The 23,613-nt window shown below is 59.1% G+C and carries 22 protein-coding genes and 2 pseudogenes; 8 read left to right on the plus strand and 16 right to left on the minus strand.

All coding sequences use genetic code 11. From position 1 onward, the window contains the following. Positions 1–94 precede the first annotated feature (94 nt). From K349_RS0101520 to K349_RS0101535, 4 genes are all read left to right on the plus strand, one after another. Positions 95–1,417 (plus strand): TolC family protein, encoded by a 1,323-nt coding sequence (locus tag K349_RS0101520; protein WP_026368142.1) that lies wholly within the window; start codon positions 95–97, stop codon positions 1,415–1,417. A 97-nt stretch (positions 1,418–1,514) separates the two neighbouring features. Further along, positions 1,515–2,855, plus strand: a complete 1,341-nt coding sequence (locus K349_RS0101525) for an efflux RND transporter periplasmic adaptor subunit (RefSeq protein WP_026368143.1) — start codon at positions 1,515–1,517, stop codon at positions 2,853–2,855. 4 nt (positions 2,856–2,859) lie between these two features. After that, the gene (locus K349_RS0101530) at positions 2,860–3,567 is read left to right on the plus strand and encodes an ABC transporter ATP-binding protein (RefSeq protein WP_026368144.1); all 708 of its coding nucleotides are present in this window, start codon (positions 2,860–2,862) and stop codon (positions 3,565–3,567) included. After that, a complete protein-coding gene (locus K349_RS0101535; protein WP_026368145.1) occupies positions 3,564–4,793 on the plus strand; it encodes an ABC transporter permease in 1,230 nt (409 codons plus the stop codon). The genes K349_RS0101530 and K349_RS0101535 overlap by 4 nt, the downstream gene beginning before the upstream one ends. Positions 4,794–4,815: 22 nt before the next feature. Here K349_RS0101535 and K349_RS0101540 read toward each other — a convergent pair whose 3' ends face one another. Next, complete coding sequence (locus K349_RS0101540) at positions 4,816–5,535, minus strand: B3/B4 domain-containing protein (RefSeq protein WP_026368146.1); 720 nt, start codon at positions 5,533–5,535, stop codon at positions 4,816–4,818. Positions 5,536–5,735: 200 nt separating this feature from the next. Next, positions 5,736–6,866 carry a VIT1/CCC1 transporter family protein gene (locus K349_RS0101545; protein ID WP_026368147.1) on the minus strand — a complete coding sequence of 377 codons (1,131 nt, stop codon included), beginning with the start codon at positions 6,864–6,866 and terminating at the stop codon, positions 5,736–5,738. Positions 6,867–7,027: 161 nt separating this feature from the next. Here K349_RS0101545 and K349_RS17630 point away from each other — a divergent pair, with 161 nt between their 5' ends. Beyond that, complete coding sequence (locus K349_RS17630; RefSeq protein ID WP_026368148.1) at positions 7,028–7,753, plus strand: MotA/TolQ/ExbB proton channel family protein; 726 nt, start codon at positions 7,028–7,030, stop codon at positions 7,751–7,753. Positions 7,754–7,896: 143 nt separating this feature from the next. On the opposite strand, the gene K349_RS19265 is transcribed toward K349_RS17630, so the two are convergent. The 5 genes from K349_RS19265 to K349_RS0101575 form a co-directional block, all read right to left on the minus strand. Further along, entirely contained in the window at positions 7,897–8,634 is a 738-nt protein-coding gene (locus tag K349_RS19265) for a FadR/GntR family transcriptional regulator (RefSeq protein ID WP_169731284.1), read from the minus strand. A 459-nt stretch (positions 8,635–9,093) separates the two neighbouring features. After that, positions 9,094–10,212, minus strand: coding sequence for a hypothetical protein (locus tag K349_RS17635; protein WP_026368150.1), 1,119 nt, complete (start codon positions 10,210–10,212; stop codon positions 9,094–9,096). Continuing rightward, complete coding sequence (locus K349_RS0101565; protein WP_157367312.1) at positions 10,209–11,150, minus strand: ABC transporter substrate-binding protein; 942 nt, start codon at positions 11,148–11,150, stop codon at positions 10,209–10,211. Before K349_RS0101565 ends, K349_RS17635 begins: the two co-directional genes overlap by 4 nt. A 61-nt stretch (positions 11,151–11,211) precedes the next feature. Continuing rightward, positions 11,212–11,976, minus strand: a complete 765-nt coding sequence (locus tag K349_RS0101570) for an ABC transporter ATP-binding protein (RefSeq protein ID WP_026368152.1) — start codon at positions 11,974–11,976, stop codon at positions 11,212–11,214. Beyond that, positions 11,963–12,730, minus strand: coding sequence for an ABC transporter permease (locus tag K349_RS0101575; RefSeq protein ID WP_026368153.1), 768 nt, complete (start codon positions 12,728–12,730; stop codon positions 11,963–11,965). Before K349_RS0101575 ends, K349_RS0101570 begins: the two co-directional genes overlap by 14 nt. Positions 12,731–12,929: 199 nt before the next feature. Here K349_RS0101575 and K349_RS0101580 point away from each other — a divergent pair, with 199 nt between their 5' ends. Both K349_RS0101580 and K349_RS17640 read left to right on the plus strand, forming a co-directional pair. Next, positions 12,930–13,196 (plus strand): transposase, encoded by a 267-nt coding sequence (locus K349_RS0101580; protein ID WP_026368154.1) that lies wholly within the window; start codon positions 12,930–12,932, stop codon positions 13,194–13,196. 23 nt (positions 13,197–13,219) lie between these two features. After that, positions 13,220–14,101, plus strand: coding sequence for an IS3 family transposase (locus K349_RS17640; protein ID WP_169731285.1), 882 nt, complete (start codon positions 13,220–13,222; stop codon positions 14,099–14,101). A 50-nt stretch (positions 14,102–14,151) separates the two neighbouring features. Here the strand turns inward: K349_RS17640 and K349_RS20020 are convergent, their stop codons facing one another. The 9 genes and pseudogenes from K349_RS20020 to K349_RS0101630 all read right to left on the minus strand — a co-directional run bounded on the left by K349_RS20020 (position 14,152) and on the right by K349_RS0101630 (position 21,609). Further along, a complete protein-coding gene (locus tag K349_RS20020) occupies positions 14,152–14,472 on the minus strand; it encodes a UvrD-helicase domain-containing protein (RefSeq protein ID WP_084460117.1) in 321 nt (106 codons plus the stop codon). Between the two features lie 61 nt (positions 14,473–14,533). Then, the gene (locus K349_RS0101590; protein WP_026368156.1) at positions 14,534–15,886 is read right to left on the minus strand and encodes a ComEC/Rec2 family competence protein; all 1,353 of its coding nucleotides are present in this window, start codon (positions 15,884–15,886) and stop codon (positions 14,534–14,536) included. An 85-nt stretch (positions 15,887–15,971) separates the two neighbouring features. Continuing rightward, a pseudogene (locus K349_RS0101595) lies at positions 15,972–16,703 on the minus strand (IS3 family transposase); the annotation flags it as partial. 55 nt (positions 16,704–16,758) lie between these two features. Beyond that, a protein-coding gene (locus K349_RS18405) for an IS3 family transposase (protein ID WP_211240307.1) occupies positions 16,759–17,927 on the minus strand; the annotation gives its coding sequence in 2 pieces (ribosomal slippage) (positions 16,759–17,639 and positions 17,639–17,927; 1,170 coding nt in all). A gap of 58 nt (positions 17,928–17,985) precedes the next feature. Further along, a complete protein-coding gene (locus tag K349_RS18990) occupies positions 17,986–18,129 on the minus strand; it encodes a hypothetical protein (protein WP_157367241.1) in 144 nt (47 codons plus the stop codon). 23 nt (positions 18,130–18,152) lie between these two features. Further along, positions 18,153–18,419 (minus strand): transposase, encoded by a 267-nt coding sequence (locus K349_RS0101610; RefSeq protein ID WP_026368154.1) that lies wholly within the window; start codon positions 18,417–18,419, stop codon positions 18,153–18,155. A gap of 239 nt (positions 18,420–18,658) precedes the next feature. Then, positions 18,659–19,800 (minus strand): annotated as a pseudogene (locus K349_RS16025) (IS3 family transposase). A 160-nt stretch (positions 19,801–19,960) separates the two neighbouring features. Beyond that, positions 19,961–20,914, minus strand: a complete 954-nt coding sequence (locus K349_RS0101625) for a hypothetical protein (RefSeq protein WP_026368160.1) — start codon at positions 20,912–20,914, stop codon at positions 19,961–19,963. A 77-nt stretch (positions 20,915–20,991) separates the two neighbouring features. Next, a complete protein-coding gene (locus K349_RS0101630; protein ID WP_026368161.1) occupies positions 20,992–21,609 on the minus strand; it encodes a hypothetical protein in 618 nt (205 codons plus the stop codon). A gap of 35 nt (positions 21,610–21,644) precedes the next feature. Here K349_RS0101630 and K349_RS18410 point away from each other — a divergent pair. Further along, a protein-coding gene (locus K349_RS18410) for an IS3 family transposase (protein ID WP_211240308.1) occupies positions 21,645–22,813 on the plus strand; the annotation gives its coding sequence in 2 pieces (ribosomal slippage) (positions 21,645–21,933 and positions 21,933–22,813; 1,170 coding nt in all). Positions 22,814–23,613: the final 800 nt, after the last annotated feature.

Raw genomic sequence — 23,613 nt, forward strand, 5'->3', positions numbered from 1 at the left:
GCTTGGATCGCATCGAGTTTTGCAAGGAGACCCGCGGCATTGACGTAGCCTCATTCAAAGATTCCATAGTTTTTCCCTCAGGAGGCGAGAGTTCATGAAAAAAAGTTTTCTTCCGCTACCGTTTCTGTTCCTGTCGGTGTTTTTGCCGGTGCTGCTCCTCTTCCCTGCCTGGACTGGCGCCGTCCCGGCGGAACAGACACAGACGGAGATCCTCACCCTGGAACAAGCACTGAAGCTCGCCTTCGCGTCCCACCCGGATCTTGCCGGGGGCGAGGCGGCATTGCGAAGCGCCGCCGGATCGGTGGCACAGGAAAGAGCGGGGACGAGACCGTCTCTTTCGGCAAGCGCTTCCCACACCTCTTGGGAACGAGAGAACAGCCAGAGTGCCTCTTTGAAAGTGCAACAACTTCTCTCCGACGGAGGCAAAACTTCCGCCGCCGTGCGAGCGGCCCAGCGGAGCGAGGATGCGGCAGCCTCGGACCTGGAGAGCCTTCGAAACGCGCTGGCCTACGAGGTACGCACCGCCTATTACGAACTCGTCCGGGCCAGACAGGAACTGCAAGTTGCCCTGGAAATGGTGTCCCTCTACGAAAAACACCTGGACAAGGCAAAGGCCCTCCTCGCCGCCGGAGCCTCCCCAAAATCAGACGTTACCGCCGCCGAAGTGGACCTAAGCCAATCCAGGCTCGACCTCGCCGCGGCACGGGCCGCGGCGGCACAGGCCGCGGCGGCGCTGGAAAACGCCATGGGAGTTCGCAGCAACGGCGCAGCGCCGGAGTATGCCGTCGAGGAACCCCCGCTTCCCAACGGACAAACCCTTTCCCTCGAAGAGGCCGTGCAAAAGGCCCTTGCAGCGCATCCGGATCTCCGCGCCAAGGCCTTCCGCGTCGCCGAGGCGGAGGAGACGCTGCGGCTCAGCCGCAAGGGGCTGGCTCCGTCCCTTTCCGCCTACGGGGGCTATTCCTGGAGCTCCGGAGGCACCAGCGACAGCGAGTGGGAGGCTGGGCTCACCCTGAGCGTCCCTCTCGCCGACGGAGGACTCACCGCCGCGAACATCACCGTCGCGGAGGCAAAGCTCGACGCAGTGCGCGCAGAAGAGGAGCGCCTGCGCCAGACCGTGCTTCTTGAGGTGCGCAAGGCATGGCTCGCCATCGGCGAGGCGGAGGAGAAGTTGAAAACAGCGACGGTGGTGGTGCGCCAGGCAAAGGAGAATCTCGATCTCGCGGAGGGACGCTACCAGGTCGGGGTGGGAAGCGCTCTTGAAGTGAGCGACGCCGCAGCGAGCTACAGTGACGCCCGAAAGTCTCTCGTTCAGGCCCGGTGCGACCGTCTCTCCGCCGAAGCGGCCCTTCTCAAGGCCATGGGAGTTTCCGGCGTCGCCGCCATCGAAAGCACGAACGCAGCCCGTCCCAAATAGCCCACAGGAAAGGAACGGGGCGGATTCGTCCGACGTGACACATTCGTCATCTGTTTCCTGCGAAAACGAGCTTAGGCCTATTCAGGAGGTTATGACCATGAAAAAACTTCTGTTTCTGTTTCTTCTCTGCCTCGTCGGAGGAGGCGTGTATCTTGGCTTTCTCCGAGAGCGCCCGGAAGAACTTCGTTTCATCACAGCACCTATAGTCCGCGGCGATGTGACAACTGTTGTCTCCGCCACGGGCACCGTTGAGGCGGTGAACACCGTCACTGTGGGAACCCAGGTGTCCGGCACCATTCAAAAGATCCTGGCGGACTACAACTCCCACGTCAAGAAGGGTGATGTCATCGCCCTCATCGACCCCGTGCTCATTCAGGCCGAGGTAGCCCAGAAGGAAGCGGCTCTGAGTGCTGCACAAGCGGCGGTTCGGGAGAGCCAGGCAACGCTTGCAGACGCAAAACGCACTCTGGAGCGACAGAAAAAGCTGTACGCCCTCCAGTACATCGCCGAGAGCGACCTCGACAGTGCTCAAAGCGCCGTGGACGTCGCCGAGGCAAAGCTCAGCTCCGCCAGAGCTCAGGTGGAACAGGCACAGGCATCGCTGAAGTACGCAAAGGCAAATCTTGACAACACCCGCATTCTCTCCCCCGTGGACGGCGTAGTGATCGGCAAGGACGTGAGCGAGGGACAGACCGTCGCGGCGAGCTACCAGACGCCGACGCTCTTCACCATCGCGGAGGACCTGACCAAGATGGAGGTTCAAGCCGATGTGGACGAGGCGGACATCGGCGCCATCACTGAGGGCATGGAGGCCACGTTTACGGTGGACGCCTTTCCCGACGAGATTTTTCATGCGAAGGTCCACCAGGTCCGCTTCCTCGCCACCACCGTGGAGAACGTGGTCACCTATCCGGTGGTACTTCGGGTGGGCAACCCCCATCTGAAGCTCAAACCGGGGATGACCGCCAACGTCTCCATCGAGACCGCCGCGGCCCGGAACGTCCTGACGGTTCCCGCGGCGGCACTGCGCTTCACGCCTCCCGAGGCGTTCCTCCACCCCGAAGGAGCCGCCGGTGCCGCGGCTTCTCCGGCTTCATCCAGAGCGACCGAAACCGGAACGGCATCGGAAAAAAACAGGGGATCCAGCGGCGGAACCGGAAGCGGCAAGGGAGCCAGCTCTGGTTCTGGCAAAAATGCAGACAGGGCCGGAGGCCGAGTCCTCTGGATTCTCGAGGAGACCTCCGGAAACCGTCCTTCTCTGAAAGCCGTCCCCGTGAGGACGGGGCTCTCCGACGGGTCGAAAACCGTCGTCTTCGGTGACCTTCGGGAAGGACAGCAGGTCGTTATAGGAACCACCTCGGGCGGTTCCTCGGGCGCATCCTCAAACAGTGCGGGAACGAGGCAGAGCACTCAGCCTCCTCTGCCCCGCTTCTTCTAGAGCCATGGCACTGCTCGAACTCGAAAACATCCACAAGACCTACGACCTTGGGGAAGTTCAGGTCCACGCCCTCCGGGGGGTGACGCTCTCCGTCCGCAAAGGGGAATATCTGGCCATCATGGGGACGTCCGGCTCGGGAAAATCCACCCTCATGCACATTCTTGGATGCCTCGACACACCCACGGAGGGACGCTATCTCCTGGACGGAAAGGACGTGAGCGGCCTCGGCGGAGACGATCTCGCCCGGATCCGGAACAATCGGATCGGTTTCGTCTTTCAGGGTTTCAATCTCCTGGCCCGGACTTCCGCCGTGGAAAACGTGGAACTTCCGCTCCTCTACGCGGGCGTTCCGAGAAAGGAGCGGCGGCAGCGCGCTCTGGAGGCGCTGGCACTGGTGGGCCTTTCGGGGCGAGAGCACCATCAGCCGCACCAGCTCTCGGGAGGACAACAGCAACGAGTGGCCATCGCCCGGAGCCTCGTGAACGGTGCTCCCCTCATCCTCGCGGACGAGCCCACGGGAAATCTGGATACCCGGACCAGCGAGGAGGTCATGGAGCTTTTTTCGCATTTGAACGAGACGGCGGGCATCACGGTGATCCTGGTCACCCACGAGCCGGAGATGGCCCGCTACGTGGAGCGCATCGTCACCATCCGGGATGGACTGGTGGTCTCCGACGAGGCCAAGGCCAGGGAAAGGAGCTTCGCCTCATGATCGCGCCGGAAGAAATTCTCCTCACCGCCCTTCGGGCGTTGCGGAGGAACAAGATACGCTCCCTTCTTACCGTGTTGGGCATGATCATCGGCGTGGCGGCGGTGATCGCCATGTTCGCCGTGGGAACGGGGGCTCAGGTGCGGATCACGGAACGATTCGCCAGCATGGGGAGCAATCTGCTCGTCGTCTTTCCCGGGTCGAGCCGGAGCGGCGGTGTCCGGGGCGGCGGAGGCACACTTCCCACCCTGACGCTGGAGGACGCCGAGGCGGTCCTCCGGGAGTGCCCCGCAGTGGCGGACGTGGCGCCCCGCGTGTCGGGACGGACCCAGGTGGTCTACGGCAACGCCAACTGGTCCACCAGCACCGTGGGCTCCACGGCGTCACTGCTCTCCATCCGGAACTGGACGCTCGAAAGCGGAAGGAATTTCACCGAGTCGGACCAGCGGAGCGCCGCAAAGGTGTGCATTCTCGGCGCCACCGTTGCGGCGGAGCTTTTCGGCGGCGAGGACCCCCTGGGGAAAATCGTCCGGGTGAACAAGATCCCCATGACCGTTGTGGGACTTCTGGCGGCGAAGGGAAGTTCCGCCGCCGGCTCCGACCAGGACGACATGGTGCTCGTTCCCGTGACCACCGCCATGAAGCGTCTCTTCGGCGCCCGCTTCCCCGGCAAGATCCAGGACATGACCATTCAGGCGAAAAGCGCCGCGGAGATCGCCGCGGCGGAGAGCCAGATCACGGACCTGCTCACCCGGCGGCACCGGATACGCCCCGGCGAGGAGAACGACTTCACCGTGCGGAATCTCTCGGAGATCATGGAGGCCGCCCAGGAGGGAGCGCGCATCATGTCCCTTCTGCTCGCCGCCGTGGCCTCGGTGTCACTTCTCGTGGGAGGCATCGGCATCATGAACATCATGCTCGTCTCCGTTACCGAGCGGACAAGGGAAATCGGCATCCGCGCCGCCGTGGGCGCCCGGAGAGCGGACATTCTGCTCCAGTTTCTCGCGGAGGCGCTCCTCCTCTCTCTCGCCGGGGGAATCCTGGGCATCTGCACCGGCGCCGGAGGAGCATTTCTGATCTCCCATTTCGCCGACTGGCCCGCGGTGATCGCCCCCGAATCGGTGGCCCTCGCCTTCGGCTTTTCCGCCGCCATCGGAGTCTTCTTCGGCTTCTATCCCGCATGGAAGGCCTCGCGGCTCAATCCCATCGAGGCGCTGCGCTACGAATAGGGGAGCTGAGCGCGGCCCTCGCCTACTCCAGATCGAAGAAGGGATTCTCCCGGCGGAGCAGGGCGGTGCGCACCTCCCCACCGAGACGACACCGTACCTGTTCGGCCAGTTCCTCCATGGCCTCCGCGACGGAAAGGGCGAAGGAATCGTCCACGCCCTCGATGCAGAGCAATGCGTTCCGGGTCGCCTCGGTCAGCTTGGTCCGCTCCGCCTCGCGCCAATTCCAGCAGCGGCAGAGAATTCCTTCGTCGTCGGCGTAGACCACCTCGCCGGGCAGGGGTGGCTCGTTTGTCTCGCTTCCGAGGGGGACGAAAAGTTCGTCGCCTCTCGCGAGGGTGAGGCGGACGTCACCGCTGGACACGTCCAGATCCTCTCCACCGCAGGGAAGCGCGAAACTCAGAGAGACCATGTTGTACAGATCCACCAGGGGATTGATGGAGGGCAGAGGTTTGCCGTTCTTCACCCGCCGAAGCAGGGCCTCGATGGAAGAGCGGTTTCCCTTGGGCGCACCGAAGCGCTTGTAGGCCTCACGCCAGGGCGCTACAGCGGCATGTCCCGCTAGTTCCACATCGCGGAAACGCTCCTCCGCACGAGCCGTTGCCTCCTGGAGGAGCTCCGGCAGGGAAGGCACCTCACCCTTCCGAGAAAGCCACCGGTTGTCCACGTTCCGCGCCACCGCCACGGCGATGACGCTGGAGGGAAAGAGATTCCAGAACGCTTCTTCGATGACAAGACGTCGCATGAGCATTTCATCCTTCCTGCAAACGTTTTCTCCGTCGGTCTTTCGCCGAGAAACGACGGACCTTCGGGACATTGCCCTTCTTTTGGCTCCCGCGTGGTCTGGTTTCTCCAGACGCAACACCGCTTCAGAAGGAGGGGCTTCGTCGGCTTCGCCTCCGCCCGGAAGGCCCCGCGGCGCAGCTTCACGAAGGCACCCTTGCGTCATCCACCGAGGTTCACGCCGATGAGAGCGCCGATGCCGTAGGTGACCACCGCGGCGCCCAGGCCAAAGACGATCTGTCGCACTCCCGAGGCGAGAAGGGGCTTTCCCGTGACCAGGGTGATCCCCGCGCCGATGACGAAGAGCCCGAGGGCGGAGAAGGCCCCGCTGGCCGCCACGGCGACATGCCCCGACAGGAACAGAAAGGGGAGCACCGGCACCGCCGCACCCGCGGCGAAGAGCGCAAACGATGTGAGCGCCGCCTCCCAGGCGGAGCCGCCCAGTTCCTGGGGGTCGATGCCCAGCTCCTCCCGGGAGAGCGTGTCCAGGGCCCCCTCGGGATCGGCGAGAATGGAGCGGGCCAACTCCCGGGCCTGGAATTCGGAGAGCCCCTTGGCCTGATAGATCAACGCCAATTCCTCCATCTCCTCCTCGGGAGATTCCTCGAGCTCCTCCTTTTCGATCTGGATCTGATTCTCGTAGAGTTCCCGGGCACTCTGCACCGAAAGCCACTCTCCGAGGGCCATGGAAATGGCCCCAGCCAAAAGACCGGCCATACCCGTGACCAAAATGGCCCGGCCATCCAGGGCGGCTCCCGCGACGCCCATGACGAGGCTCAGGTTCGACACGAGCCCGTCGTTGGCCCCCATGACGGCCGCCCGGAGCGCGTTGCCCCCCGTGGAGCGGTGACGCCCCTCGAGACGGGCGACGGCGCTGCCCTCCAACCCCCGGGCACTTCCTCTCGAAAGGGAGCGAAAAATCCTGGCGTGGGAACGCTCCTCCGCGGCAATGCGGGGGACTTCCGGATCGGGCTGCCCCGCGTACTCTTTTCCCGCGTCCCCCTCCATGGCGGTCACGCTCTGAAGAATGAGCCCCGTCCCCCAGACCTTCGCGAGCCACCCGAGAAGACGCACGCGCCATCCCGGCGCGAAGGGACGAACCGTCCCGCCGGCCTCTTCGATCTTCCGGCGCCACGTGTCGGCGTGGCGATCCTCCGTCTCGGCCATCTTTCGGTAGATCCTGGCCAGCTCGGGATGCTCTTCTCTCTCCGCCATGATCCGATAGAGCATCGCCGCCTCCCGCTCGGACTGCAGGTTTCGCGCATAGCGCCGAAGATCTTCGTTTCCGGTCATGTCCGTACCTCCCCGTACTGTGGGCGCACTTCCGGCGCTTCGGCACCGTCGCCCCACTCCAAGTATACGCCACATCCCCCGTGCACTCCCGGAAAAACCGGGAAAAACCGCGGATTCCGAGGAGCCTTTCGCCTTGTGAAGGCTCTCTCCGAACATCTATAATGAATGACCCTGAAAGCGGACCGGCCCTTTCGGAAACGCCGCAGGATCTCTGCACACGCGGACGCAGGGGCGCCGTCGTCCTGGAACGCCTGCTCTTTTCCCGTCGGGCTTCCACGAACCCCGTGCTCCTTGAGGAACGCCTCGGCAAGGCCCTCTTCGAGGGAGACCGGGACACCGCGTCCCGCATCGTCGCGGAAGGGGAGTCCTCGCTGCACCACCTCTTTTCCGCCGCCATCGCCCATTGGCAGATCGATGCGGAAACGCTCAAACTCCTGCTGGAGCAGGAGATCCGCCGGGAACTCTTCCGCTGGGAGAAGGGGCTTGCCCTTCTCGGCACGGCGGCGCGTCTGGTGCCGCCTCTCGGGCTTCTGGGAACCGTGCTCGGCATGGTGGAGATCTTCCGGCTTCTTCCCGAGTCCGCCGCGTCGCCCAAGGCGGGCGTCAGCGCCGCCGCCACAGCGGCGGGCTGGCCCGTCTCCATCGCCGGAGGTGCCACCGCATCCCCCACACATTCCACCGAAACCTCCGGGCCCCTCCGGAGGAGAACGTTCCCTACGAACCACACACCGCGGAAGCACTCCCCAGGAGCACGAAAGCGCGGCACGCCCTGCGACGCCACCACCTTCCCAGAGCCGGAAACGCGGCGAGGAGGAAAAACGGCGGTCCTTCTTCTTTCCGTGGCAAAGGGGAAGGCACAAGTGATTCAGTGGCGGGAAGAACCGTGACGCTCGATTCCGGCGACGAACTGTTCATCCCCTCCGGCGTGGCCCACGGGGGGTGCTGAACCGCTGGGACGAGAACCATCCACGCCTTCGGCGGCAGACGGACCGAGCGGGAGGCCTGACCCCCGGCGGAAACCGGGGGCGCGTCAGCAGAAGAGCGTCCGATACCTGTCCAGGTGCCTTTCGAGGCAACCGCGGGCAGCCTCCAGGTCCCGCGCCTCGATGTAACGAGTCAGGTTCCGGTGGCACTCGAGAATCTCCCGTTGATGCAGGAGCGATTCCTCCGCGTCGAGGCTTTGAAAGCGCTCCCCCATGGTCTCCGAAAGGATTCGGTACAGCACCCGGTAGACCACGGCAACAAGGCCGTTGCGCCCCGCTTCGGCGATGCGCCGATGGAACGCCAGATCCTGGAGAAGAAACGTCTCCCAGTGCCCCAGGCAGCCCTCCGCGGCGGCGACGATCTCCCGAAAGGCGCGGAGGTCCTCGTCGGTGCGGCGCTCCACACACCAGGCGAGCATGGCCTGTTCGAGGACGATGCGAAACTCGTAGATCTCCTTCGCGGAGATCCGCTCCAGATGGAGCATCGTCTCCAGGGGCTCCTCGATGTTCGACGCGGCGAAGTGCTGCACCGTGGCACCGCCGCCGGGAACGATCCGGACCAGGCCGCTCTGTTCGAGCATGCGCAGCGCCTCCCGCACGGTGGGGCGGCTGCGTTTGAACTGGGTGATGAGGGTCCGCTCCGAGGGGAGCTTGTCCCCAGCCTTGAACCGGCCATCGAGAATGCTGCGCCGGATCTGTTCGTAAATCGCCTCCGAGGCCTTGACGGTGCACACCGGCTTGAACTCCGCGTACCCGGCGCTTTTCCGGATCTTTTCCCCGGACATGGAGCCATTCCCCCCATACGATAGCTTTGCCCCGTTCGGCGGAAGACGGTCTCTTTTCCGTGTGTCCCCCCCGACCTGCGCGCCTCCCGCCTCCCGACAGGAGGCAAAGAGGCCACGCACGACGACGCCTCGCCCCATTCTACAGGGACACCGGAAAGGCCGCACGCCCTCGTCGTCGTCGCGCAAGAACATTCTTTCTGTCGCTGTCCCGTCGCAACAGAACGTGCCGGATTTGACACAACATGCAGGTTTCGCCATTTTGCCCGGAGGTGCGCCGCGCACACCACGGCATCTCCGGCAACTGCACGTAACCGATGCCCGGAGGGTGTCCCCGCCCATCCGTGTCTCATCGGGAGAGCGTCCCGAAAGGAAGGCGAAGCCCCTTCGGAAATCCAAAGGGGCTTGCACGTCTCTCATCTGCGCCGGTCTGCCGCATTCCCGAAACGTCCCGCTCTCTCCTTACAGCATCGCCTCGTAGGCCTCTTCGGCCGTCAGGAGATCCTTGGAGAAGGCGATGCGTTCCCGCTCGATCTCCCGTTTTTCGTCGTCGTCGAGGCCCCGGCTGTCGCGCAGGCGGCACAGCTCGAAGTAGCGTTTGGGGTCGAGAGCCTTCTTCAGGATGAACCGCCCCTTTCGCGTCCCCACCGCAATGTCGAAGAGGAAGGAACCGCCCGTCTGCCCCTCGGGAGCGACCACCTGTCCCTCGCCGAGCCGCTCGTCGATCTCCAGGCGGCCCCCGCTGGCGGCGCGGGTGACCATTTCGAGCCCGTCCACGATCCCCTTCCCGAAGATGCCGCAGCGGATCGACAGGTCCTTCCGCTCGGGCATTCCCTCCCGGGCCAGAAGCGGAAGAGCCTGCCGCAGCAGCATGTAGGCCGCGGCGACGCCGCATTCGGATTGCCGCCCCGCGTAGCGCAGCATCGCTCCGTAGGTGATCGAAAGAGGCAGCCCGTTGTCCGCCACGGCAAGAGGAGGCAGCGCGTCCTCGGCGGAGAGATCCGCCGGCGAATCGTCTTCGCCCTCCGCCGACATGCGCGGCAAAGGCGAGAGGTGGTGGCAGTCGAAAAGGTCCTCCGGCTTCGAGGCAAGGAGCGCCGCGCCCACCGCCCTGCGAAGCGCCATCAGGCGCTCCCGCTCCGCTCCCTGGAGAGGCGAGCGGGCGTTCGCCTCCGAGAGCGTGTAGAATTCGTCCGGAACGAGCCCGTGCTTCAGCGAGAAGAGGACGATGCCGCCCGCAGCGTGCAGCTCGAAGAAAAAATACCCCCGATTCGGAGAGGCGGGAGGGTTGCCCAGCATCGGCATGCCGTCGAGCAGATGAAACGCCTTCCGCGAGGAGGCCCTTGTCGCCATCTCCACCGCGTCGAAGAACCCGATGCCGGGAAAGGGCGTCTTCAGCAAAACATCCTCCCGGCGCACCACACCTCCCCCCGCAAGTGCGGGCAGGGCGAAACGGAGCGCCTGCCACGCAAGCGCCACACCACCCGGATACTCGCTGCCGTGGTACATGGAGAGATGTTCGTGCGAAAGGGACAGCATGTCCTTTCCGTCGCGGACGAGAAGATGCTCCCGGCTGTTCACGGTTTCACGACCTCGATGAGCGATTCCACGTCGATTGTCTTCGTGATCAACCCGGCTTCCAGCAGAAAATCCTGCGTGCGCTTCAGTTCCTCGATGTCCGAGGGACGAATCTCCGGATCAAAGTCGTACAGGGGGGCCATCTCGCGCACCTGCTCGACGGAGAGCCCCGTTTCCTCGGCGGTGAGGCAGAAGGCCTCCTCGGGATCCGCCTTCATGAACGCGACGCTCGCACGACGGACCTTGTCGAAGGAGCGCACAATCTCCGGATGCGTGCGCAGCAGCTCCCCGCGCACCGCGACCACGGTGGTGGCATCGACAAGCCCTTCCCCGTCAAAGAGGATGCGTGCCCCCTTGCTCAACGCATCCGCCACAGACGGCCCCGCGGCCAGCGCGCCGTCCACCGAGCCGCCGAAGAGGGCGGCGACCCCGTGGGGGATGCCCATTTCAATGTGCTGCACGTCGTCGTAGGCCATTCCCTCTTTCTTGAGCGCCGCAGCCAGAAGCTGATGCAGCACCGTCCCCTTGGGACCGGCGATCTTCTTGCCCTTCAGATCGGCGAGGGATTTCACACCCGGGTCGCTGACGAGCAGCGTGAACGCCTTCGGCGAGCGTCCGTAAATGCCGATGATTCTGATGTCGAGCCCCTGAGAGGCCGCGATGAGCACCGACGTCCCCCCGACGCAGTTGGCGAAGTCCACGGAACCCGCCGCCATCGCCTGCGTCTGCTTCGGCCCCGCCGTGATCTCGGGATGCCCGACGGTGATCCCCTGGGGCCCGAACTCCTTCTCGAACAGCTCCATGCGCTTCTGCACGATGGAGGGAATATTCAAAGGCGCCTTGACGTAGGTGATGTCGAGCTCCCGGATCTCCGCCGATGCCGAAGAAAGAGCCGCCCCGGATGCAACGAGCAGCGCAAGGACCGTTATCGCAAGGATCATTCTTTTCACCGTGCTTCCTCCTTCTATGTTCTTCTGCGTGCGTTCTTATGTTTGCTTTCTCTTATACTTCTGCTGCTTTTTCTTTCGCATGATGCGCTCCGCAACACGTTCCGTTGCCGATCGCGTCGAGAATCTCCCTTTTCAGTCCGCTCATCGACGCAATGTCCCGCGGATAGTCGTCCTCAACATCGAAGATCCGTACCACCTCCCCTCTGTCCATCACGTGGATTCGCTGTCCGAGACAGAGCGCCTCGTCCACGTCGTGCGTCACGAAAAGGACGGTTTTCCGCCGCTCCTGCCAGAGATGCAGCAGATCGTCCCTCAGCGCGGCACGGGTAAAGTAATCCAGTGCGGAGAAGGGTTCATCCATCAGGATGATGTCCGGATCATAGAGCAACGTTCTGCCGAGGGAAGCCCTCTGGGCCATGCCGCCGGAGATTCGATTCGGGTGCGCACGGCGGAAGGCGGTCAGACCGAGGCTCTCGATCAGGGCCGAGAGCGTTTCCTCGGTCGGTCTTTTCCCCATACTCCGGTACGAAAAGGCAATGTTCTCCTCCACCGTCAGCCACGGAAAAAGGCGCGGCTCCTGAAAGACAATCCCCGTCCTGAGCGGTGCGCCGCCCCCGCGAACACCCACCGTTCCTTCCGTGGGCTCTTCCAGCCCGGCGATGAGCCGCAGCAGCGTCGTCTTGCCGCAACCGCTCTTTCCGACGAAGACGGCGAACATCCCCGCGGGAATCGAGAGCGTGATACCCTTCAGCGCGGAAAAGCGGCCTCCGTCGAACAGAAATTCCTTTCGGAGATTCCGGATGTCAAGGGCGTCCATGAACGTCGTCCTCCTGAAACGCCCAGGGCGCTATCCGACTGCTCACCTTCAGAACGAGAGCGTCGAGAAGACTCCCCAGGATGCCGATGGCAAGGATGCCGACGATGACGGTATCCGAACGGGAGAGCATTTCCGCATCGTGGATCATGTAGCCGAGGCCCGATGCCGCCGCCACGAGTTCCGCGCCGATGAGCGCCCGGAAACCGAACCCGAGGGCGAGGCGCATTCCCGTGAGCACGTGGGGAAAGATCGACGGAAGAAGAATCGTGCGGAAAATCGCCCCCCGGGAGAGGCCGAAGGAGCGTCCCACCTCGATGAGCTTTCTGTCGCAGGCCGCGACGCCACCGAGCGTGTTCAGAAAAACCGGAAAGAAGGAGGCCAGGATGATCACGGCGATCTTGGACGCCTCGCCGATTCCCAGCCACAGGATGAGAAGCGGGATGAGCGCCAGCGGCGGCGTGTGTCGGAAGAAGTCCAGAATCGGAAAAAAAGGAGCGCATCCTCGCGGAAAGAGACCGAAGAACACCCCCAGAGGAAACCCAGCGGCAAAGGCGAGCCCCGTGCCGACAAGCACGCGCCCGAGACTGGCCTGAAGATGCCTGAAGAGCGTTCCGTTCAGCAGCAGCGTGCAAAACGTCTCGCCCACCGCCTGGGGAGAGGGGAGAAGAAACGCATTCCACCAGCCGAAGACGGAGCCTGCCTGCCACAGAAGAAGCAGAAGAAGAGAGGGCAGAAAAAACGAGAGGCGACGCACAAGAGGACCTCCTGAGTTAGCGTGCTCTAACTTAAACGAAGGCCAGCGTACGCTCTCCCCGGTTTTCTGTCAAGGCCCTTTTTTCACAAGTGTGATCGGACAGGGAAATGTCATCCTGATCTTACCCTGACATGCTCCCCTAAAATAGGACCACTGGAAGAGTTAGAGAGTCCCACAACCAGGAGGTGCCAAAGGGAGCATGAAACAACGGTTCAGCGATGAGCAGATAGTCGCAATCCTGCGTGAAGGTGAGGGTGGATCCGATTCCATTCGCGACGTATGCAGAAAGCATGCCATTACGGAAACGACCTTTTACCGATGGCGGCGCCGCTTTGGAGCCATGTCGAAGCCTGAGGTTCGCCGCCTGCGCGAGCTTGAACGGGAAAATGAGCGCCTCAAGCGCATGATGGCCGAACGGGATATCGAGCTGGACATCATCAAGGAATTTCTAGCAAAAAACTCCTGACGGCACAGCAACGAAGGAGAGCCGTGACGTTCTGCATGTCGCGAGGGCTTTCGGAACGTCGTAGCTGTGCCATCGCCCGGATCAGTCGTTCCAGCTACCGTTACATACCCGATCCCGATCGGGACGAGCAACTGACGAGCGAAATCAAGCAGATCGCAAAAGAGTACCGGCGTTACGGATACCGCCGCGTGTGGGCTTTGCTCCGACGCAGGAAGCGGTATGTCAACCACAAACGCGTGTATCGACTGTGGAAAAGCGCCGGGTTGTGCCTGCCGTCGTGCAAACGGCGCAAACCAGCCCCGAAAAGGGGGTACATCCCCATGGCGGCGCTCCATCCGAATCATGTCTGGACCTATGATTTCATGGAAGACAGGACTGCGAACGGCCGAAAGATCCGGATACTCAACGTCGTCGACGAGTTCACGCGCGTCTGCCTCGCATGTGAAGTCGCCCGCCGGTTCGACGCAAGGGCAGTGATTGCCGTTCTCGAAGAACTTTTTGCTCGAAACGGGATGCCGGAATATCTGCGTTCCGATAACGGCCCCGAGTTCATTGCCAAGGATTTGAAAAGCCGGCTTGCTTCCCGAAACGTCCGGCCGTACTACATCGCCCCGGGCTCCCCATGGCAAAACGCATATGTAGAGAGCTTCAACGGCAAGCTTCGGGAAGAATGTCTGAATCTTGAAATCTTCGCATCACTGCTGGAAGCACAGGTGATCATCGAAAGCTGGCGCGTTTACTACAACGAGGCGCGACCTCACCAAAGCCTCGAGTACAAAACACCCTGTGAATTCCTCGAAATCTATCGGCAAGGAGTTGATGGCATGAACGACAAAGTGCGAAAAGATCTCTCGGAAGGGGAGCCCCTTGTCACCGGAGTGCTCGCCCAGAGAGTACCGTCGTGACGTAGGGCTGATTTTCCGGGAGCTGTCGATACTAACTTTCCTCGTGGTACTCAATTTGGGGGCTGGTCACGAAGCGCGAGGGAATGCATCGTTGACACTCGAACCTGCGCCGCAGCATTTGCATAGGGGAGAGTGCTGCAGAAAACCCGGATACGTTCAGTCAGCTCGGCACACGTAGCCCGAGTGAATGATATAACATAGACATTGCTGGGAGTCGCTCCATTGGTCAGAAGATCAGCTACCCGCTTTTCAATCGTATGAGATTTGCCTGTGCCCGGGCCGGCAACAAGCCGCACCTGTGGCGCACCATCTCTGGCAGCGGCCCACTGGCGTTGCTCAGCTTGTGCTTTTTGTGCAGCGGTTATCGGCATCCTATCACCTTCACGCGCCTACTATTGAGACTGCATTGTCGGAAAAATCTTCTTTCGTATTTCACTTCATTGCTCCTTCTGACAAGACTTCAATCTCGTGCCTTTCTTTGCCAATTCTCAAAATTCGGGGAACGGCATGATTGGAGGAGTCTGTCAGACGGTCTGCGTCCATACTCTGGCGATTGGCATGTATCTGGCCCATAAACTGAGAAAACAAACCCGGCTTTGGTAGCCCCTGTGAGGGATAGGGATAGACCAAGACATGCATCGGCTTCACGACTTCTGTGAAAAGGCGACAAGCGTCTTGAGTAGCGATTCTTTTTTCTAACCTGTGCCAATACTCATGGTGCCACTCACAGCATTCCGGATGGCACCATGGACCGCAGGGACAGCAGCGGGGAAATGGGTGTCCAAAATGTCGAAGGGCCTTCCGACTGATGCCGGGACCCGAGCTACCATGGTGGGGGTATTTGAAGATATCGGCTGATAGATCGGGGAACCGCCTGGCAATCAAGTAAGTCCAGTCAGTCAGATCGCCGGGGAAGAGCATGGTTGCCGGGTTGATTCCGCCAAGCACGTGAATCTTGGTAACGATGCTCAGGTTATTGTAGAGGGTGCCCAGCATTGAAATAGGCAGGTATTCGTGGTTGTTTGAAACTTCCTCTTCTTCGGGGGAGAGATTATCTGACTCCTCGGGTGTATCGGGTGTAGCCAATGGTACGGGGATGGCTTCAGAGCCTAGGGAATTAAATCCATCCAGGCGCTCGCCTAACAAGGATTGCTCCTTTGATACAGTAATTTTGTGAGCAAGACATGGCCGTTGGTTCTCAATATTTTCTCTATTTTCTCTTGCCCATTCTGGAGGCATCCAGTCTGCAGGCCATTTCTTCGCCAGAAGCTCCCTAATCCGTGTTGGTGAATGGAGCTCGTTGTAGAATCCATCCCATGGGTAAAGTACTTCAATGTAAAGACTGCCAAGAGTGAACCTATGCCCTGCTGACACCTGAAGTGTGAGTACATTCTTCTCGCCAAGCGTCTTCAAAATCTTATCCATACCATCGAGCGTTCGAAACAAGCACTCGTAGATAATCTTTCGGGTAGGGTCCTTCGGGCGCGGTATCTTTCCGGTCGTGACAAACTCCCGAAGAAAAGCCAGATCGAAGCACCACACCTGCCCCAAAGAGATCAGAGGGTTGCTGAGTATGGCAAGCAAACCCTGCAAGTGATCCAAGTCAGGGTGAGAGAGGATTATGAGATCGAGGTGGTATACCCCGATGCTCTGCAGATAGGAGACAACTTCGTCCTTCGCCAGTCCGGCATCAATCAGAACCGTATATGGACGACCCTGGGAGCGGTCAATGATGAGCGTCGCATCTCCGGCCTGCACTGGAAGCATATGGAGTTCCACTGTCATAGAGTAATCTCCTTTCTGACCAGCCCCCAAATTGAGTACCACGAGGAAAGTTAGTATCGACAGCTCCCGGAAAATCAGCCCTACGTCACGACGGTACTCTCTGGGCGAGCACTTCGGTGACAAGGGGCTCCCCTTCCGAGAGATCTTTTCGCACTTTGTCGTTCATGCCATCAACTCCTTGCCGATAGATTTCGAGGAATTCACAGGGTGTTTTGTACTCGAGGCTTTGGTGAGGTCGCGCCTCGTTGTAGTAAACGCGCCAGCTTTCGATGATCACCTGTGCTTCCAGCAGTGATGCGAAGATTTCAAGATTCAGACATTCTTCCCGAAGCTTGCCGTTGAAGCTCTCTACATATGCGTTTTGCCATGGGGAGCCCGGGGCGATGTAGTACGGCCGGACGTTTCGGGAAGCAAGCCGGCTTTTCAAATCCTTGGCAATGAACTCGGGGCCGTTATCGGAACGCAGATATTCCGGCATCCCGTTTCGAGCAAAAAGTTCTTCGAGAACGGCAATCACTGCCCTTGCGTCGAACCGGCGGGCGACTTCACATGCGAGGCAGACGCGCGTGAACTCGTCGACGACGTTGAGTATCCGGATCTTTCGGCCGTTCGCAGTCCTGTCTTCCATGAAATCATAGGTCCAGACATGATTCGGATGGAGCGCCGCCATGGGGATGTACCCCCTTTTCGGGGCTGGTTTGCGCCGTTTGCACGACGGCAGGCACAACCCGGCGCTTTTCCACAGTCGATACACGCGTTTGTGGTTGACATACCGCTTCCTGCGTCGGAGCAAAGCCCACACGCGGCGGTATCCGTAACGCCGGTACTCTGGGGTCGGTCGTCAATAGCGGACACCAAAATATGTAAGCAGCCTACTGCTCTTTGAAAAATTGTTTCTCATAGGCGGCAGGGGAGAGATAACCAAGTCTCTTCTGCCGTCGCTGCCGATTGTAAAAGATTTCGATGTACGTCGTGATCTGCCGTATAGCTTCCTGCCGGGTTTCGTAACGGCAATGATGAACGAGTTCGTTTTTCAGCACACCCCAGAAACTCTCAATGGGCGCGTTGTCATAGCAGTTCCCACGGCGGCTCATCGATGCCCGCATTTTGAACTGGTCAAGGAGTTTTCGGTAGCCCGCGGCGCAGTACTGACTGCCACGGTCGGAATGATGAATCAAACCAGCCGCAGGCCTCTTGGCAGCGACAGCGCGAAACAGGGACTGGGTGACCAGATTCTTTGTCATGCGTTCTCCCATGGCGTAGCCCACAATCTCTCCGGTAAAAAGATCCTTGTGACCGGCAAGATATAACCAGCCCTCGGCTGTGGGGATGTAAGTGATATCCGTTACCCAGACTTGATTCGGGGCCTCCGTGACAAAGTTTTGTTCTAAAAGATTTGTGGCAACCGGCAGCTTGTGGTTTGCGTTTGTGGTTGCTTTGAACTTTTTGACCTGTTTGCAGCGAAGCCCCAGTTTCCTGCGAATCCGTTTGATCCGGTGAACTCCAATGTGAACGCCGTGGCAGGCAAGCTCTTTCTGCAGACGTTCCGGACCGTAGGTTTCTTCCGTTCTTTTATGAGCCGCTATGATTTCGAGTTCGAGCCGTTTTTCCTCTTGATTCCGGGGAGAATCCGGTCGTTTCAGCCAGGCGTAGTAGCCACTGGTTGAAACCTCCAGAACCCGACATAGCCGAGGAACCGGATACTTCGATCGAAACCGCCTGATTACCGCGTACCGGACAGCGACTCCCGGGCAAAGTACGCGGCGGCTTTTTTTAAGATATCGCGCTCCTGTTTTACTTGAGCAAGCTCTCGTTTGACGCGCTCAAGCTCCTCCTCAACCTGAGTGAGAGGCCGCCGCTCGCCGCCAATATCGGAAAGTTTTCCGGCCTTGTACGCTCTCACCCAGTTTTCCAGGGTCGACTTGGGCAGGGAGAGTTGACGCGATGCTTCATATGCTGTCAAGCCGCCTTCAATGATCATGTTGACGGCTTCATGCCGAAATTCTTTCGAATAGCGACCGTTCGTTGCGTTCTTTGCCATTCAGACACCTCCGTTTTGGTTGGATAGTAACTTTGGTGTCCGATATTTTCAACGTACCTCACTCTTTTGCGATCTGCTTGATTTCGCTCGTCAGTTGCTCGTCCCGATCGGGATCGGGTATGTAACGGTAGCTGGAACGACTGATCCGGGCGATGGCACAGCTACGACGTTCCGAAAGCCCTCGCGACATGCAGAACGTCACGGCTCTCCTTCGTTGCTGTGCCGTCAGGAGTTTTTTGCTAGAAATTCCTTGATGATGTCCAGCTCGATATCCCGTTCGGCCATCATGCGCTTGAGGCGCTCATTTTCCCGTTCAAGCTCGCGCAGGCGGCGAACCTCAGGCTTCGACATGGCTCCAAAGCGGCGCCGCCATCGGTAAAAGGTCGTTTCCGTAATGGCATGCTTTCTGCATACGTCGCGAATGGAATCGGATCCACCCTCACCTTCACGCAGGATTGCGACTATCTGCTCATCGCTGAACCGTTGTTTCATGCTCCCTTTGGCACCTCCTGGTTGTGGGACTCTCTAACTCTTCCAGTGGTCCTATTTTAGGGGAGCATGTCACCGCATCTGCCGAGATTTCGTAGAACCTTGCTGCGACGATCTCGCGTTTGGCGTGGTCGAGCTTGGCAACGGGATTATGGATGCGCACAAGCTCGGGCGAATCGCCCAAGGGACCCCAGACCACGTAGAGCCAGCATTGATCTTGCCCACCAATCGTGGACACCGAGCTAAGCGGCAAATTTCGCCTCGAAGGATTCGGGGCTCAGGTATCCGATGGAACTGGAACGACGAATGCGATTGTAGTTGACGGCAATGTACTCGAAGACCGCCCGGCGCATGGCTTCCCGCGTCTGGAACCGGTTGCCGTGGATGACTTCGACCTTGAGCGAGTGAAAGAAGCTTTCGGCGCAGGCGTTGTCGAAGCAGTTGCCCTTGCCGCTCATGCTGCAAACCAGGTCGTGCCACGTCAACAGCGTCTGGTACTGAGCGGAACAGTACTGACTTCCGCGATCGGAATGGACGATGACGCCACGAGGCGTCCCTCTCCGCCACAAGGCCATCTGCAGTGCGTCGCACGCCAGATTCGCCGTTCTGCGTTTCCCCATGGCCCAGCCAACGACCATGCGGGAGAAGAGGTCGATGACAACGGCGAGGTAGAGCCACCCTTCCTCAGTCCACAGGTACGTGATGTCACCCACCCATTGCTGGTTCGGTGCGGACGCCGTAAAGTCCTGCGCCAACAGATTCGGCGCCACGGGCAGGTCATGTTTCGAGTTTGTCGTCGCCTTGAATCTGCGTGCTGCTTTCGCCCGAAGGCCCTGACGACGAAGGCTCGCGGCCACCGTCTTTCGGTTCAGGGAATTGCCGGACTCCTTGAAATCGTGCGCCAGACGCGGCGCCCCGTAGAAGCTTTTCCGCTCCTTGAAGGCTCTTTTGACTCGTTCGTCGGCGCCTGCCGTTTCGAGGGGGCTTTCCCCCGGGATTTCCAGGCATAATACCCGCTCCGGGCAACTTCGAGCACGCGGCACATGGTGCGCGTCCGAAATTCGCCTGAGTGCTTGTCGATGAACGCGTATCTCACCTCAGGCTCTTTGCGAAATACGCTGCGGCTTTTTTTAGGATTTCGAGCTCTTCGGCCTTTTCGGCCAGCTGGCGCTTCAGGCGGGCGTTCTCCGCCAGAAGGCGGGCTTCGGCTTCGCCTTTTTCCTCATGAAGCCGCATCTTGCTGCGCCAGGAGCACAAAAGCGCTTCCGACACGCCTTGCTGCCGTCGGGACGCCCACGCGTTCCACGAGCTTCAGCGCCTCTTTCTTGTACTCCTCTGGATATTTGGTCCGGGTTCGCTTTTCCTGCTTCGCCTCGTTTTTCATGATCCACCTCTGACTGGTATTGTACTCGCTTGTCCGAGTGTCCATCAAAGATGGGTAAGATCATCGAGGTCCAACCCTCCTTGAGTCATAACGTCGACATCACCTGCTAAGTGAAGCGCTAGCGGAATTCAGTCAGGTGCATGCGGTTGTTCGCCTCACGTTAACCCCTGAATCTCTCGGTGAGCGTCTCGATTTTGTCGCCATCGAGAAACACAAGGTTGTTCCGTAATGCATGGCTCTCAATCTTGTCGCATATCTTCTCGATGGCATTCTCCGTGAATTTCCCCGATGCGATTACCAACAGTTTCGAAATCCGTTGTTGCTGTCGTGTGTAAATATCGTAGAACGGCATCTTAAAGGCATCGTCTGCTTGGGTGATGATCTTGTCGATCTCCGAACCTGCGCCGCCGCCAATATCGCCGTACTTCACTTGGGCGGCCCAATGTTCGAGTTCCTGAAACTCCGTCATTCGGGCGAAGACAATGTCCTTCCCGTATTCCCGCTGTCCATGGTTGTACTTAATATTCGCGAAGCCAAGTTTCCTGAGAATGGGCAGAACAACGCGGACAGTGAACTCCGCTTCGTTTGTGGGATCGCTCGCCTTGATAAGACGACCGCCGAGACGAAGCTCTGCCGCTCCATCGATCTCGTCCACAATCTGCTCTGCGAGCTGGATTGCGGCCTCGACGGAGTCCGCTTGGAACTCGGCACTGTACTGAAGCCAGATGTAGGCGCCATCATCGTCGTATGACTCGAAATGAACATCGCCCACCTCCGTCTGCCTTTCCTCGACCGTAGCGCGCTTCGCTTCCATCCACGGCTTGAAGCCGATGTCACCGTCCCAGTACTTCCGTGTACCACCGTCTTTGAACTCTACACGGATTCTGTTTGATGCGATGCGCTTTAGGCGCATGGGGATGGAATCGAGAACGACTGCGAAGTCTTCATGGAATTTGCATGGTTCGAACGCGACCGTTTTGGGTAGTTCGGATACCTTCAGCCCGGCAACGAGCCCCTTGGGAAGAAACCAAACTTCTCCATCGTCGGAATCCAGTCGCTCACCGTTTACGGTAATCGCTGTGATCTCACCATGGTCATTTTGAATCTCAATCATCGTGTTCCCCTCCTAGGCGAACGCCTGAATTCACCGGGCCTGCGCGAAAAGCCGCGCAGGCCCGGTGGAATGATGGGTTAACGCTCGAAACCACGAGACATCGTTCTCGCATTTGTGGGCGTTGGTGGTTGAGGTTCATGATCGAGCGTCCTTGCTAACACTCGAAGACTATCGACTTCGACAACCGTGATTTCACCGCTGCCCAAAATATTCATGATTGCCCCCATGCCTCCACCACCTCCACCGTCGGGAGGGTCGTTGGCGGTGCAACGAGCCAAGACGTCAAGGTAATGTGAAAACTGCTCATAGCGCAGGCCCAGCTCTGATTTTGGGTTTAGTAGAGCCTCGCAAAAACCTGAAAGATCACGGCTGTCCTTGCGATCTTGAGAAGTTTTATCTCGAATAAAGGCATATGGCATAAACAAGAGAGTCATTGTCGAGTCTTCAAGAGGGGAAGGGAAGCACATGAAGTGACAACCGCACGACAGCTCCGCCGCCTCTTCTGCGGTTGACTTGCTGAGCTCCTCCAATAGCTTGGTGCGTTGTGGTTTTCCAAACTCAGACTTCACCTGATGTTCGTTGCGCTTGAATTCGAAAATGAAATTCCGGCCTTTCAAATTGGCGAACAGATCACCGACAGTACGATCATCCGGAGTTTGTTGCAACAGCTGAGGTACGTTGAAAATATCGGACACCAAAGTTACTATCCAACCAAAACGGAGGTGTCTGAATGGCAAAGAACGCAACGAACGGTCGCTATTCGAAAGAATTTCGGCATGAAGCCGTCAACATGATCATTGAAGGCGGCTTGACAGCATATGAAGCATCGCGTCAACTCTCCCTGCCCAAGTCGACCCTGGAAAACTGGGTGAGAGCGTACAAGGCCGGAAAACTTTCCGATATTGGCGGCGAGCGGCGGCCTCTCACTCAGGTTGAGGAGGAGCTTGAGCGCGTCAAACGAGAGCTTGCTCAAGTAAAACAGGAGCGCGATATCTTAAAAAAAGCCGCCGCGTACTTTGCCCGGGAGTCGCTGTCCGGTACGCGGTAATCAGGCGGTTTCGATCGAAGTATCCGGTTCCTCGGCTATGTCGGGTTCTGGAGGTTTCAACCAGTGGCTACTACGCCTGGCTGAAACGACCGGATTCTCTCCGGAATCAAGAGGAAAAACGGCTCGAACTCGAAATCATAGCGGCTCATAAAAGAACGGAAGAAACCTACGGTCCGGAACGTCTGCAGAAAGAGCTTGCCTGCCACGGCGTTCACATTGGAGTTCACCGGATCAAACGGATTCGCAGGAAACTGGGGCTTCGCTGCAAACAGGTCAAAAAGTTCAAGGCAACCACAAACGCAAACCACAAGCTGCCGGTTGCCACAAATCTTTTAGAACAAAACTTTGTCACGGAGGCCCCGAATCAAGTCTGGGTAACGGATATCACTTACATCCCCACAGCCGAGGGCTGGTTATATCTTGCCGGTCACAAGGATCTTTTTACCGGAGAGATTGTGGGCTACGCCATGGGAGAACGCATGACAAAGAATCTGGTCACCCAGTCCCTGTTTCGCGCTGTCGCTGCCAAGAGGCCTGCGGCTGGTTTGATTCATCATTCCGACCGTGGCAGTCAGTACTGCGCCGCGGGCTACCGAAAACTCCTTGACCAGTTCAAAATGCGGGCATCGATGAGCCGCCGTGGGAACTGCTATGACAACGCGCCCATTGAGAGTTTCTGGGGTGTGCTGAAAAACGAACTCGTTCATCATTGCCGTTACGAAACCCGGCAGGAAGCTATACGGCAGATCACGACGTACATCGAAATCTTTTACAATCGGCAGCGACGGCAGAAGAGACTTGGTTATCTCTCCCCTGCCGCCTATGAGAAACAATTTTTCAAAGAGCAGTAGGCTGCTTACATATTTTGGTGTCCGCTATTGACGACCGACCCCAAGCTGCAATACGGTTTGATTCAGTTTAATTCCGCGCTGTCCTGCGAGGTAACCGAGAGTCAGAATGAGATTACCGAGAAGAATGTTTTCGTACGGCTGACGCATGCATGCTCTCCTTTGTGTATAATAGTTGTTATATGGTTTCTTCATAACAACTTTGGCCGCGACATCGCGGCATAAGACCTCGTCTGCAATTCTGTCGCAACACCAGCATTTGCAGAAAGTCATGCTCTGTCCCGCAATGAACACAGGGTATATATGGTTTCTGTATAAGACACCTTCGTTCCTCCTCTACAAATCGTCCGCGGGACTTTTGGCACCCTGGCCGCCCTGGTTAAGGACATGAGTGTAAATCATGGTGGGCACGATCAGCCGGTTGGATTTTCGCCCGTCAATTCAATTCCGCCTTTTCAAACAATTTCTTATGTGATTCTACCACAACACCGCAATCAATCGCAAGCTGATTTTTCACCATTTCCACGTACATGCACGAAGAACGATAAAGTGTGATTGAAAATTGATTCTCCGCGTGAGCGAGAGTTTTAACGACAAACGGGACAGGGGAGATATCTCCCCTGTCCCGTTTTCTCTACCCTGGCGTAGCATTGCCCCGCCCCCTGGCATGTACTTTCGTCCGTCCAGCCCGGAAAAATGGATTATGCTCTAAAGAGTGTGCAAAAAGTGCTTGCGGAGGGGGATTCAAAAAAAGAAGGTCATGGTGTATGTAGGTTGTCTGCAGCGCACAAGCAACCCTAGCC

This window comes from Aminiphilus circumscriptus DSM 16581, assembly GCF_000526375.1.
Lineage (GTDB): Bacteria > Synergistota > Synergistia > Synergistales > Aminiphilaceae > Aminiphilus > Aminiphilus circumscriptus.